The 13,144-nt window shown below is 74.4% G+C and carries 11 protein-coding genes; 3 read left to right on the forward strand and 8 right to left on the reverse strand.

What is annotated here, in order from left to right:
• Positions 1 to 8: 8 nt before the first annotated feature.
• Both ACI1MP_RS06160 and ACI1MP_RS06165 read right to left on the reverse strand, forming a co-directional pair.
• Positions 9 to 1,454, reverse strand: coding sequence for a pyridoxal phosphate-dependent decarboxylase family protein (locus ACI1MP_RS06160; protein ID WP_380332908.1), 1,446 nt, complete (start codon positions 1,452 to 1,454; stop codon positions 9 to 11).
• Positions 1,455 to 1,842: 388 nt separating this feature from the next.
• Positions 1,843 to 3,216 (reverse strand): diaminobutyrate--2-oxoglutarate transaminase family protein, encoded by a 1,374-nt coding sequence (locus ACI1MP_RS06165; RefSeq protein WP_100587859.1) that lies wholly within the window; start codon positions 3,214 to 3,216, stop codon positions 1,843 to 1,845.
• Between the two features lie 177 nt (positions 3,217 to 3,393).
• Between ACI1MP_RS06165 and ACI1MP_RS06170 the strand changes: the two genes are divergently transcribed.
• Positions 3,394 to 4,008, forward strand: a complete 615-nt coding sequence (locus ACI1MP_RS06170; protein WP_380332910.1) for a class I SAM-dependent methyltransferase — start codon at positions 3,394 to 3,396, stop codon at positions 4,006 to 4,008.
• Between the two features lie 64 nt (positions 4,009 to 4,072).
• Here ACI1MP_RS06170 and ACI1MP_RS06175 read toward each other — a convergent pair whose 3' ends face one another.
• Together ACI1MP_RS06175 and ACI1MP_RS06180 are read right to left on the reverse strand one after the other, a co-directional pair.
• Positions 4,073 to 4,789, reverse strand: a complete 717-nt coding sequence (locus ACI1MP_RS06175; protein WP_404867950.1) for a response regulator — start codon at positions 4,787 to 4,789, stop codon at positions 4,073 to 4,075.
• A complete protein-coding gene (locus ACI1MP_RS06180) occupies positions 4,786 to 6,441 on the reverse strand; it encodes an ATP-binding protein (protein WP_404867951.1) in 1,656 nt (551 codons plus the stop codon). The genes ACI1MP_RS06175 and ACI1MP_RS06180 overlap by 4 nt, the downstream gene beginning before the upstream one ends.
• Positions 6,442 to 6,632: 191 nt before the next feature.
• Between ACI1MP_RS06180 and ACI1MP_RS06185 the strand changes: the two genes are divergently transcribed.
• Positions 6,633 to 7,994, forward strand: coding sequence for a cation:dicarboxylate symporter family transporter (locus ACI1MP_RS06185; protein ID WP_404867952.1), 1,362 nt, complete (start codon positions 6,633 to 6,635; stop codon positions 7,992 to 7,994).
• Between the two features lie 154 nt (positions 7,995 to 8,148).
• On the opposite strand, the gene ACI1MP_RS06190 is transcribed toward ACI1MP_RS06185, so the two are convergent.
• The 4 genes from ACI1MP_RS06190 to ACI1MP_RS06205 all read right to left on the reverse strand — a co-directional run bounded on the left by ACI1MP_RS06190 (position 8,149) and on the right by ACI1MP_RS06205 (position 12,323).
• Positions 8,149 to 9,105, reverse strand: a complete 957-nt coding sequence (locus ACI1MP_RS06190; protein WP_404867953.1) for a hypothetical protein — start codon at positions 9,103 to 9,105, stop codon at positions 8,149 to 8,151.
• 522 nt (positions 9,106 to 9,627) lie between these two features.
• Entirely contained in the window at positions 9,628 to 9,888 is a 261-nt protein-coding gene (locus ACI1MP_RS06195) for a hypothetical protein (RefSeq protein WP_404867954.1), read from the reverse strand.
• Between the two features lie 549 nt (positions 9,889 to 10,437).
• Positions 10,438 to 11,145: a response regulator gene (locus tag ACI1MP_RS06200; protein WP_404867955.1), complete on the reverse strand. Its 708-nt coding sequence runs from the start codon at positions 11,143 to 11,145 to the stop codon at positions 10,438 to 10,440.
• Positions 11,142 to 12,323 (reverse strand): sensor histidine kinase, encoded by a 1,182-nt coding sequence (locus ACI1MP_RS06205; protein ID WP_380332924.1) that lies wholly within the window; start codon positions 12,321 to 12,323, stop codon positions 11,142 to 11,144. The genes ACI1MP_RS06200 and ACI1MP_RS06205 overlap by 4 nt, the downstream gene beginning before the upstream one ends.
• Positions 12,324 to 12,482: 159 nt before the next feature.
• Between ACI1MP_RS06205 and ACI1MP_RS06210 the strand changes: the two genes are divergently transcribed.
• Positions 12,483 to 13,136, forward strand: coding sequence for a DUF2306 domain-containing protein (locus tag ACI1MP_RS06210; RefSeq protein WP_380332926.1), 654 nt, complete (start codon positions 12,483 to 12,485; stop codon positions 13,134 to 13,136).
• Positions 13,137 to 13,144: the final 8 nt, after the last annotated feature.

Here is a 13,144-nt window from a genome sequence, read left to right on the forward strand (position 1 = left end):
CGGGGCGCCTACTGCTCCTGCACCGCGCGCCCGCTCTCCACGACGGCCGCCAGCAGCGACTCCACCTCCCGTTCGGTGGTGTGCGGGTTGAGCAGCGTCAGCTTCAGCCGTACTCGGCCGGGGCCGCTGCCCGGGAGTTCGGTGCGGCCGACGACGGCCCGGCCGGTGCGCAGCAGGCGGCGGCGCAGCTCCGCGTTGACGTGGTCGCTGTCCTCCGCCGCGTACCGGAACACCACGGTGGTCAGCACCGGTTCGCAGTAGAGCTCCAACTCGGGCTCGTCCCGGACGAGTTCGGCCGCCCGCAGGGCGAGCTGGTGGCAGCGGTCGACCAGCTCGCCGAGCCCGTCCCGGCCCAACGTCCGCAGGGTGACGGCGAGTTTGAACGCGTCGGGCCGACGGGTGGTGCGCAGCGACTGGCCGAGCAGGCTGGGGTAGCCGGCCTCCTCGTCGTCGGCGGGGTTGAGGTAGACGGCGCGGCGGGCCAGCGAGCCGTAGGTGCGGGCGTCGCGGACCAGGAAGACGCCTGCGGCGGCGGGCTGCCAGCCGAGCTTGTGCCAGTCGAGGGAGACCGAGTCCGCCCGGTCGAGGCCGTCCAGCAGCGGGGCGAGCCGGTCGGAGAACAGTGCGCCGCCGCCGTACGCGGCGTCCACGTGCAGCCAGGTGCCGTGGCGGGCGGCGAGGTCGGCGACCTGCTGCAGCGGATCGACGGCGCCGGTGTCGGTGGTGCCGGCGGTGGCGACCACGGCGATCGGGGTGGCGCCCTCCCAGCCGGCCTCGGCGAACGCATCGGCCAACGCGTCCGGCACCATGCGCAGTTGGCGGTCGACGGGGACGGCACGGACGGCGCGCTCGCCGAGGCCGAGCAGCGCGGCGGCCCGCTGGACGGAGAAGTGGGCGACCTCGGACGCCAGGATCCGGGGCCGGACGCCGTGCGGGATGCCGTTCAACTCGACGTCCGGGCCGAGACGTTGGTCGCGGGCCAGCATCAGCCCCATCAGGTTGGACTCGGTGCCGCCGGTGGTCAGCACGCCCGCCGCGCGATCGGGCCGGAAGCCCACCAAATCCGCGTGCTCGGCGAGGAGTTCGCTCTCCAGTGCGGTGGCGGCCGGGGCCTGGTCCCAGGAGTCCTGGGACGGGTTGAGGGCGCTCACGGCGAGGTCGGCGGCCACCGCAACAGCCAGTGGCGGGCAGTGCAGGTGCGCCGCGCAGGCCGGGTCCGCGGGGTCGGCCGCACCGTGCGCCAGCAGTTCCACCAACTGGCCCAGCGCACCCGGCCCTTGAGCCCGCTCCAACGCCTCCCGGACCATCTCCCCCACCGCCGCCGGCTCCCCGGCCACCACCGGCCCACCCCGCCGCACCGCCCCGGCAGTCAGCGCCGCCAGCACCTGCGCCAGCAACGGCCGCAACGCCTCGGGCCCGCCCACACCACCGGAGAGATCGGTTAACCCGCCCACGTCCCACCCACTTTCCACAGAGACAGATCCAGCTTCATGACGCCGGCTCGGCTGCTCGCGACCGAGCAGGCGGAGACGCCCCGGGACTCGGCACGGTGATCGCCGACCCCGCGCGGCCGCCGGAGGCAAGTGGCGCACAGGTCAAGACAGTTGTCCGCGCCCGGGTCGGCCGATGGACGCCCGCGACCCACCCGCCTCCGCCGTCTACGGCCCGGCCGGCCACCGCAGGCCCCTCAACGCAGTCCGACCGCCGCCGCAGCGGGGCAGAGCAAGAGATCGACCGGGAATGCCAGTCGGCAGATCAGCGACCGGCCCCGCCCCACCCACCTCCGGCCGCACGGCTCCGCCGATCCGCCGATCCCACCCGACGACCGCACCCGCCCACTCCTCACCCCGCCGCCGCAGGCTCTCGCATCGCGAACTCGATGGCCTCGCAGAGCCGTTCGAGAACGGCGTCGGCCTGCTCGTCGGTGATGGTGAGCGGGGGGAGCAGCCGCAGGACTGCGTCGTGGCGGCCGCCGAGCTCGACGATCAGGCCGCGGGCGAGGCAGGCTTCGCGGACCCGGACGGCGAGGCCGGGGTTCGCGGGGCGGGCGCCGCAGCTGTCGGATTCGCCTGCGGGGTCGACGAGTTCGACGCCGAGCATCAGGCCGCGGCCGCGGACGTCGCCGATCACCGGGAGGCGGTCGCGGGCGCCGTCCAGGCGGGCGGCGAGCCGGGCGCCGACCGTTTCGGCCCGGGCGGCCAGCCCGTTCGCGGCGATGTGGCGGAGCGTCGCGGCGCCGGCCGCCATCGCGAGGGTGTTGCCGCGGAAGGTGCCGGTGTGCGCGCCGGGCCGCCAACTGTCGTACTCCTCGCGGTAGACGACGACGGCGAGCGGCAGACTGCCGCCGATCGCCTTGGACAGCACCATCGCGTCCGGCTCGATGCCGCTGTGCTCCACCGCCCACATCCGGCCGGTGCGGCCGACGCCCGTCTGCACCTCGTCGACGATCAGCGGGATGCCCCGTTCGGCGGTGATCCGGCGCATCTCGCGGAGCCAGCCGTCGGGTGCGGGGACGACGCCGCCCTCGCCCTGCACGGGTTCGAGGATCATCGCGGCGGCCGGGAGCACGCCCCCCGACGGGTCGTCGAGCAGGCGCTCGGTGTAGGCGGCGGCCAGCTCCGCGCCGCGTTCGCCGCCGAGGCCGAACGGGCAGCGGTAGGCGTACGGGTAGGGCAGGCGGGTGACTTCGCCGGCGCTGGGCAGCGGGGCCTTGACGGCGGTGTTTCCGGTGACGGCCAAGGCGCCGGCGGTCATGCCGTGGTAGGCGCCGGTGAAGGCGAGGGCGCCGCGGCGGCCGGTGGCGGTCTGCATGAGCTTGAGGGCGGCTTCGACGGCGTCGGTGCCGGCGGGGCCGCAGAAGTGGATCCGGGCCTTGGCGGCGAACTTCTCGGGGAGGCTCTCGAACAGCGCGGTGGTGAAGTCGTCCTTCTCGGCGGTGGCGAGGTCGAGCAGGTGGAGCGGGGCGCCGCTGTCCAGCGTGCGGCGGATGGCTTCGAGCACCACGGGGTGATTGTGACCGAGCGCGAGGGTGCCGGCACCGGAGAGGCAGTCCAGGTAGCGGCGGCCGTCGGCGCCCTCCACGGTCATGCCGTTCGCGCGCACCGGAACGATCGGGAACGACCGGGCGTAGGTGCGGGCGGCGGATTCGCGGATGCGCTGGCGGCGCAGGATCGCGTCGCCGGCGGGCGCGGCGGAGGTGCCGACGGTGAGGGTCACAGCGGAGCTCCCTTGGGAAGTTAGGTAAGCCTAACTTTACTCCCGAGGCTCCGACGGGTGCCGCCCCGGGGCACTTTGATCACTCGTCCGAGTGAGCACGCACCATTTCTCGCACCCGCCTCCCCAACGAGCATGACCACGCCGAAGTCACGGCTGCGGCCCAAGTACCCTGCCGCCATGGAAACTCCGCCCCCTGACGCGCACGCCCGCGAACTCGCCGACACCCAAGCCTTTTTCGCCGAACGCGCCGCCGGCTGGGACGCCAGGTTCCCGGACGACGGTCCGCGCTACGCCGCCGCGATCGCCGACACCGGCCTGACGGTCGGCCAGTTCGCCGTCGACGCGGGCTGCGGCACCGGCCGCGCGCTGCCACTGCTGCGCGCGGCGGTCGGTCCGTCGGGCACCGTCCTCGGCGTCGACCTCACCCCGGAGATGCTGGAGCGGGCCGCGGAACACCGCGCCGACGCCGCCCTGCTGCAGGCCGACTGCGCCCGGCTCCCGCTCCCCGACGCCGTCGCGGACCTGGTCTTCGGGGCCGGTCTGATCTCCCATCTGCCGGGCCCCGACACCGGCCTGCGCGAACTCGCCCGCGTCACCCGCCCGGGCGGCCGCCTCGCCCTGTACCACCCCGTCGGCCGCGCCACCCTCGCCGCCCGCCACGGCCGCCCCGTCACCGCGGACGACCTGCGCGCCCGCGACAACCTGTTCCCGCTCCTCGCCGCCAACGGCTGGAAACCGCTTTCCTACACCGACGAGCCGGACCGCTTCCTGGTCCTCGCCGAACGCGCCTGACGCGCACCCGACGCACCCGACGCACCCGACGCACCTGACGTACCCAGCGGCCTGCCGGGTCCGGCTATTCGTGCTTCCAGCGGTACCCGAGTTCGGGGCGCCCGACCTGCCCGTAGCGGGGTTCGCGGGTGGCGTGGCCGGTGGTGACCAGGTGTTCGAGGTAGCGGCGGGCGGTGATCCGGGAGACGCCGGTGGCCTCGGCCGCCGCGCCGGCGGAGAGGCCGTCGGGGGCGGTGCGCAGGGCGGTGGCGAGGGTCTCCAGGGTGGCGGCGGTCAGGCCCTTGGGGAGGCTGGTGCGGTCGGTGCCGCGCAGCAGGGCGAGGGCCCGGTCGACCTCGTCCTGCCCCAGGGCCTCGCCCTCGCGGCCGAGACTGGCCCGGTAGCGGGCGTACTGGCGCAGGCGGTCGCCGAGCGCTGCGGCGCCGAACGGTTTCAGCAGGTACTGGACGACGCCGGCGGAGACGGCCTGCCGGACGGTGGCGAGGTCGCGGGCGGAGGTGACGGCGATGATGTCGGCGCTGTGCCCGGCGGCGCGCAGCGTGGCGCACAGGTGCAGGCCGTGGCCGTCGGGGAGGTAGAGGTCGAGCAGGATCAGCTCGACCGGGGCGCCGGCCTCCCGGGCGCGGTCGAGGGCGCGGACGGCCTCGGCGCGGGAGTGCGCGGTGGCGGTGACGGTGAAGCCGGGGGTGGCGGCGACGTACCGGGCGTGGGCGTCGGCGGCGACCGGGTCGTCCTCGACCACCAGGACCCGGATCGGCCGCTGCTCGGCGAGGCCGGTCATGCGTCCACCGCCGGGCGCCGGAGCGGGAGTCGGACGGTGAGCACCGCGCCGCCGCACGGCCCGCCGAACCGGTCGTCGCCGTGGCCCAGTCGGACGTCGCCGCCGTTGCGGCGGGCGGTCTGGGCGACCAGCGCGAGGCCGAGTCCGCGGCCGTGCTGCTTGGTGGTCCAGCCGCGGCGGAAGACCTCGTCGGCGGCAGCGGGGTCGACGCCGGCGCCGGTGTCGGCGACCCGGAGCAGCAGGTGGCCGTCCTCGGTGCGGGCGGTGACCCGGACTTCGGGGGCGGCGTGGGCGGCGTTCTCGATGGCGGCGTCGACCGCGTTGTCGATCAGGTTGCCGAGCAGGGTGACCAGGTCGCGCGGGGTGAGCCGGTCGGGCAGGACGCCGTCGTCGATCCGGCTGTCCTCGGTGAGGTGGAGTTCGACGCCGCGTTCGGCGGCCTGCGCGGCCTTGCCGAGCAGCAGTGCGGCGAGCACGGGTTCGCCGACCGCGCCGACCACCTGGTCGGTGAGCCGTTGGGCGAGGGCGAGTTCGGCGGTGGCGAACTCCACGGCCTCGCGGTGGCGGCCGAGTTCGATCAGCGAGACCACCGCGTGCAGCCGGTTGGCGGCTTCGTGGGCCTGCGCGTCGAGTGCCGCGGCGATGCCCTTGATGGTGTCCAACTCGCCGGTGAGTCCTTGGAGTTCGGTGTGGTCCCGGAGGGTGACCACGCTACCGAGTCCGGCCCCGATCGGCGAGGTGTTGACCAGCAGCACGCGTTCGGCGGTCAGGTGCACCTCGTCGCGCACCGACTCGGCGGACTCCATCGCCCGGTCCAGCGAGCTCGAAAGACCCATCTGACGCACCGTCAGTCCTTCGACCTCGTCGACTACTTGGAGCAGCTCGCGGGCGGCGTCGTTGCACAGCAGCACCCGGTGGTCGCGGTCGAGCAGCACCAGCCCTTCGCGCACCGAGTGCAGCGTCGCCTGGTGGTAGTCGTACAGGTGGGCGAGTTCCTCGGCGTCCATGCCGTGGGTGTCGCGGCGCAGCCGGGCGGCGACCAGGTAGCTGGCGGCGGCGCCGAGCGCCAGGGCGCCGACGGCGACGCCGGTGAGGGCGAGCAGGGGGACGCGCAGCCGGGCGGAGATGTTGTCGACGGTGATGCCCGCGCTGACCAGGGCGACCACGTGGTGTTCGTCGTCGTAGACGGGGGCGACGACGCGCACGGACGGGCCGAGGGTGCCGGTGTAGGTCTCCTGCTGGAGGCGGCCCTGCTGGGCCTGGTCGATGTGGCCGAGGAAGGGACGGCCGATCTGCGCCGGGTCGGGGTGGGTCCAGCGGATGCCCTGCGGGTCCATGACCGTGACGAAGTCGACGTAGGTGTCGGCGCGGACCCGCTGGGCGTACGGCTGGAGAACCGCGCTGGGGTCCGGACCGACGGCGGCCGCGCGGACGGTGGGGGCGTCGGCGACGGACTGGGCGACGGCGGTGGCCTCGTGGCGGGCGGTGTCCTCGGCGCGGGCGGCGGTGAACAGGTAGGCGAGCACGGCGCCGCCGGCGACCACGGCCCCGACGATGACCACCTGGACCGCGAACAGCCGTCCGGCCAGGCTGCGGCGCCGACGGGGGCGGGCGGCGCGAGCGGCACGGGCGGTCGGGCTGGGCGGGTGCATGCCGACAAGTGTGCCTGGTCACGGGCTTGTCACGACGTTCGCGGGGGTTTCCCGTGAACTCTATGACCGCAATCGTGACGTGCCCCACGAGGGCGCGGATAGTCAGCCGCGGCCCGCCACCCACGGGCCGGTCGCGCCCACTCCCCCCGGTGGCGTGACGAGAACGAGCCTACGGCGAAGGAGCCGAGCGGATGACCCCCACCACGAGCGGGAAGCCGACGCGCAGATCGGATCGGACCCACTACCTGTACCTGGCGGTGATCGCGGCGGTGATCGCGGCGATCGTGGTGGGTCTGGCCGCCCCGAAGTTCGCGGTGGAGCTGAAGCCGGTCGGCACCGGCTTCGTCAACCTCATCAAGATGATGATCTCCCCGGTGATCTTCTGCACCATCGTGCTGGGTGTGGGATCGGTCACCAAGGCGGCGAAGGTCGGCCGGGTCGGCGGTCTGGCGCTCGGCTACTTCCTGCTGACCTCGACGGTGGCGCTCGGCATCGGCCTGCTGGTGGGCAACCTGCTGGAGCCGGGCAGCGGTCTGCACCTGACCGCTGCGCTGGCGAAGTCCGGCCACGCGCAGGCCGCGGCCGGCGCCGCGACCACCACCGACTTCCTGCTCGGGATCATCCCCACCACCCTGGTGTCGGCGCTGACCCAGGGCCAGGTCCTGCAGACCCTGCTGGTGGCGCTGCTGGTCGGCTTCGCACTGCAGGGCATGGGCGCGGCGGGCGCGCCGATCCTGCGCGGTGTGGAGCACCTGCAGAAGCTGGTGTTCCGGGTGATGTCGATGATCATGTGGGTGGCCCCGATCGGCGCGTTCGGCGCGATGGCGGCGGTGGTCGGCGCGACCGGCACGGCCGCGCTGAAGAGCCTCGCCGTGATCATGGTCGGCTTCTACGTGACCTGCGTGCTGTTCGTGGTCGTGGTGCTCGGCCTGCTGCTCCGGCTGGCCGCCGGCGTGAACGTCTTCTCCCTGCTGCGCTACCTGGGCCGGGAGTTCCTGCTGATCCTGTCCACCTCGTCCTCCGAGAGTGCGCTGCCCCGGCTGATCTCGAAGATGGAGCACCTCGGCGTGAGCCGCCCGGTCGTCGGCATCACCGTGCCGACCGGCTACAGCTTCAACCTGGACGGCACCGCCATCTACCTCACCATGGCCTCGATCTTCATCTCCGAGGCGATGGACAAGCCGATGTCGATCGGCGAGCAGCTCTCCCTGCTGCTGTTCATGGTGATCGCCTCCAAGGGCGCGGCGGGCGTCACCGGCGCGGGCCTGGCGACGCTGGCCGGCGGCCTGCAGTCCCACAAGCCCGCGCTGGTCGACGGCGTCGGCCTGATCGTCGGCATCGACCGCTTCATGTCGGAGGCCCGCGCCATGACCAACTTCGCGGGCAACGCCGCCGCCACCGTGCTGATCGGCCACTGGACGGGCGAGCTCGACCGCGAGCGGATGAACGCCGTGCTGGCCGGCGAGCTCCCCTACGACGAGACCGCGGGCACGCCCGACGGCGCCGAACTGCCCGCCCAGGCGCAGGCCCCGGTGACCGAGCCGGCCGCCTGACCGGTCCTCGGCCGCGACTGCACTCCGCCCCTGTCGGCGTCCGGGTCCGCCCGGGCACCGGCGGGGGCGTCGTCGTTCGCCGGCGCCGCGGAGAGGCGCAGCACGTCAGGCGGGGGTGTCGCCGTTCGCTCGCGCCGCGGAGGAGTGCGGCACGTCAGGCGGGGTCGGGGGTGGTGCCGGAGAGCGCCCAGGCGAGGCCGGTGGCCGGGTCCTCCAGGGCGAGGTGCAGATGGCGGAGGTCATCGCCCGGTTCGGTCCAGGCCAGGCAGTGCAGGCGGCCGACCACGGCATCGACGCGAGCCGGGTCCGCGGTGTCGGCGTCCTCCATCGCGGCGAGCAACTGCCAGACGGCGAGCCGCCCTTGGGCCGCGCCGCAGTCGGAGCGGGCGGACGCGAGGTGGACCAGCGCCGGGTACAGCGCGGCGAACGGCAGCTGCCCGCCGGTGACTTCGGGACCGGCGGTGAGCTGCGCAGCGGCATCGGTGGCGCGGCCGCGCACGCACACGGCGCTGGTCCAGTCGGACAGGCCGGCGAGCAGGCCGGTCGCCAGTCGCCCCGTCAACCGGGCACCGGGGGACGGCAGTCGGACGACGCCGAGGCCTTCCCGAGTGGGCGGCGCCAGCTGCAGGGCGCGCCGTGCGCCGCCGCCGGGCAGGTACTCGCGGACCCGGGTGTCGTGCTCCCATCCGCTGTCCTCCCACGGACGCAGCCGATATGGCACCCCTGCCTCGTCGCACCCGCCACCGGACGGGCCGTCGCCGAGCAGGGCGCGGGTGTGGGCGGCCGGCCGGCGGATCTCGGGCGGCAGCGGCAGCTCGGCCAGCACCGTCCAGGGGTGGCGGGTGGCGAGCACCTCCCACAGCGGCCCGGCGTCGTGGTCCCCCACCGTCGCCGCGCCCGGCCCGGCAGCGGGGTCGAACAACCTCGCCGCGATCGCGGCGGGCGCGCCGTACGCCACCAGGTGCCCGAGCGGCCCCGCCAGCCCGTCGCCGAGCGCCCTGGCCACCCGGAACCGCCCGAGCAGCTCCCCCCACTCCCCCTGCGCGGCCAGCCTCTGCCCGGACGGCCCCCACCCGTACCGCGCCGGCCCCGTCCCGTTGTCGACGATCATCCGCTCAATGTACGACCACACCGGAAGAACAGCCCGCCGACGCGACGGTGACGCACCGTCATACGCCTCCCGCGACGGTCGGACCGGCCGGTCGTCCTTCTCGGCGGGCAGCCACGGCTGGGGACGCGCTCCGCACGCCGCACGCAGGTGGTCTCCCGGCCCCCGATCGCCGCCTGGAGGCCGTCCTCGGACGCGGTCGGCCACATGGGCTCCGGTCGCACCGACCGGCCGCGAGTGGAAGACGTCTTCGTCGCCGCGCTCCCCCCTGCGTCAGCCGGTCCCCGGTCACCAGGTCCTCGACCTGCAGCCGGTTGCAGTTGCCCAGGCCACCGACGTCTCCCGGACCTGCCCGTCCGCGCCCCACCTGCGTCCGCCCGCGACCAGGTCGACGAGTTCCTCACCTTCCCACCACAGCGACCTCGCGCGCCCCGCCACCGGCCACATCCGCACTGCCATCACGTTCTCCTCGCCTCGATCGTCGGCCACCCGAACGAACGCGCGGGCAGCTGTGTGCCCGCCCGCTCAGTGCCGCTCGTCGACCGACAGGCAGCGGTCGCCGCTGACGGTGCACACCTCCGCGTCCCTGAACGTGAAGGGCACGTTCTGGTAGTGCGCGAGTCGGAACGTCCGACCGTCGTCCGCCCGCAACACCCGCTGCGGCATGGCCCCGTACTCGGTGTGCGTACTCGGGTCCCGGGCCACCAACGGTTCGTCGGGGCCGGTCAGCAGCAGCACCTTGCCGTATCCGTCCGTCGAGACGAAGGACCCGTTCAGGCCCCCCACGTTCGTCACCTTCGGCCGTTCGGGCACCTGCGCGCAGGTGATCTCCTCGGAATAGGTCGTTGGATCGTCCAGAACCAACGGTTCGAACGACCGGTTCCCGGGACTTGATCCGATCGCTTCGATCGCTTGGACCGCGACGGTGCAGACGGCCGTACTGTCCGGCATCCACGCCCCCAGGGTCTCGCCGTCCGGCAGGGCATCCAGCACCGTCAACTGATCGGCCTCGGGCGGCGGGTAGTGGACGTCACCCGTCGGCAGAATCCTCCGCAGGCTCCGCAACACCGACGGCCCACGTTCCGGCAACGGCTCCGCCGACCGCACCCGGACGGCGGGCGGCGACGCCGTCTTCGCCTTCACCGCGGGACCCCCGGAGCTGGTGCACCCCGCCAGCAGTAGAAGTACTGCCGCGCCGACCACTCGTCGTCCCCTGTGTGTCTGTGCCACGTCGACTCCCCCGAGACCGATCGGCCGACCCGTCGATGGTTCCACCAGCCGTCGGCTGCCAATCGAACCGCCCTGAAACGAGACCGAGTTGAGAGGCCTCCGGAATCAGGGCGCGCCCGGCGGGCGGTACGGGTGCGGGCCCATCAGGCCGTGCCGGTACGCGGCGGCCACGGCCTGCGAGCGGTCGTGGACGCCGAGCTTCGCCAGAATGCGTTTGACGTGGGTCTTCACGGTGGACTCGGCCAGGTGCAGCAGCGCCGCTATCTCGTCGTTGGGGCGGCCGTCGGCGGCCAGCCGCAGGACTTCGCGCTCCCGGGCGGTGAGCGCCGCCAACTGCCCGCTGCCGTCGGCGCCGACGGGCTCGGGGGCCGGGACGGGGGCGGGAGCGGCGAGCAGGTGGCCGAGCAGGTCGCGGGTGACGGCCGGGTCGAGGACGGCCTCGCCCGCGGCGACCGCGTGGACGGCGTCGATCAGCCGCTCCGGGGAGGCCCGCTTCAGCAGGAATCCGGCCGCGCCGGCGCGCAGCGCACCCCACACGTACGCGTCGTGGTGAAAGGTCGTCAGCACCAGCACCCGGGGGCCGACCCCGGCCAGGCGGCGGGTCGCCTCGACGCCGTCGCAGCCGGGCATCCGCACGTCCATCAGCACCACGTCGGGGCGCAGCACCCGGGCGAGTTCGACGGTGCGCAGCCCGTCCTCGGCCTGGCCGGCCACTTCGATGCCGTCGGCGGTCTCCAGGACGACGGCGAGTCCGGCGCGGAGCAGCGGGTCGTCGTCGGCGATCAGCACCCGGACGGGGCGGGGGACGCTCATGCGGGTGTTCCGGTCGACGGGAGGGTGAGGAGGACGCGGAAGCCGCCGTCGGGTCCGGGGCCGTGCTCGGCGGTGCCGTGCAGGCGGGCGGCACGTTCGGCGATGCCGGTGAGGCCGCGGCCGGGGCGGTGGCCGGGCGGTGGCCCGGTGCCGTCGTCACGGATCTCGATCGCGGTGGTGTCGGGGGTGGCGCGGATGTGGACGGTGGCGTGCTCGGCGCCGGAGTGGCGCAGGGTGTTGGTCAGTGCCTCCTGGACCACCCGGTACGCGCAGCGGTCCTGTTCCGGGGGCAGCGGCGGGGCGTCGTGGCGGAGCGTGATGTGCAGTCCGGCGTGTTCCATCCGTCCGATCAGGGCGGGGAGTTCGGCGAGGCCGGGTTCGGTGCGCGGTGCGCCGTCGGCGGGTTGGGGTTCGGTGCGGCGCAACAGACCCAGCACCCGGTCGAGTTCGCCGAGGGCGTCGGCACCGGTGTGTTCGAGTGCGCGGAGCAGGTCGCGGCTGCGTTCGGGGGTGCGGTCGATCAACCGGCGGGCGGCGCCCGCCTGGACGAGCATCAGGGTGAGCGAGTGCCCGACCAGGTCGTGCACCTCGCGGGCGATCCGGGCGCGTTCCTCGGCCAGCAACTCCTCGCGGGCCTGCCGCCGTTCGACGGCCTGCTCGGCGAGCCGGTGCGCGGTGCCCCAGCCGAGCGCCCAGGCCGCCAGCCAGACCGCCAGCACGCCGATCGGCATGATGGTCGAGGTCGGGTGCCCCAGGAAGTAGCCCGCCACGCCGACCGGCACGATCACCGGCCCGTACCCGGCCCGGCCCCGTCCGCCGTACCGTCCCAGCGCGTACGCGCCGAGCAGGTTGGCGTACGGCGAGACCACGCTCGGCAGCACGAGCTGCGACTCGACGGTGAGCGCGACGGTCCCCACCAGGTACGCGGCCAGCGGCGCCCGGCGGCGGACCACGACCGCCGCCGCGAGCAGCAGCGTCAGGGTGAGCGCGAGCGGCATCCGCCCGCCGATCCGGGTCGCCGATCCGAGCCGTTCGACCACCATCGCCACCAGCAGGACGGCGGTGGGCCCCGCGTCGTTGAGCGCGGGCGGCAGGGGCCACAGGGTCCGCAGGACCGCCGCGATCCGGGGTTCGGCGGAACCGGCGGGATACCTGGTGCGAGGTCCGGTGTCGGTCACCCGGTGAGGCTAGCCACCGACCGGCCGTGTTCGCACGCCTGTCCGGGGAGATACCGGGGTTCCCCTGGGGTACGGCGGCCCGCCCTACCCTCGCTGGGGTATCCCGCTGCCCCCAGCGGGGGGACGCCACCGCCCGGGCCGCTCCGTAGCGTCCTCGGCATGACACTCCATCACCCCGCGGCGCCCCCAATACCCACCGCCGGACGGAAGCGGGGGGCCCTGCGACGGGCCGGCCGGATCGCCGTCCCGACCCTGGCGCTGCTGGTCGCCGCGGTCTCCGCCCGCTACTTCACCCTCGACCCCGACACCTTCGTCCCCCAGCAGCGCACCGTCTACCTCGCCCACCTCGCCCCGCTGCTCCTGCACATCGGTGGCGGCATCGTCGCCCTGGTCGTCGGCCTCGCCCAGTTCCTGCCCGGCCTGCGCGCCCGCCGCCCCGCCGTGCACCGCTGGACCGGCCGCCTCTACGCGCTCGCCGCCCTCGCGATGGGCGTCGGCGGCCTGCTGATCGCGCCGCGTGCCCTGTTCCCGCCGTTCTCCCCGTTGGGCTTCGCCGCCCTCGACCTGCTCACTCTCACCACGACGGCGCTCGGCGTCGCCCGGGCCAGGAGCGGGCGGATCGCCGAGCACCGACGCTGGATGCTCCGTTCCTACGCGCTGATGTTCGCCGCCGTCACCTTCCGCCTGTGGCTGTTCGTCGTCGGCCTGACCGGCCTGCCCTTCGGGGTGGTGTACGCCTCCGGCGCGTGGGCGTCCTGGATGATCAACCTGGCCGTGGCGGAGCGGATGCTGCGTCGCCGCCGGACAGCCTGACGGCCCGT

Origin of the sequence: Kitasatospora griseola, from assembly GCF_044999035.1 — a bacterium.
Classification (GTDB): Bacteria; Actinomycetota; Actinomycetes; order Streptomycetales; family Streptomycetaceae; genus Kitasatospora; species Kitasatospora griseola.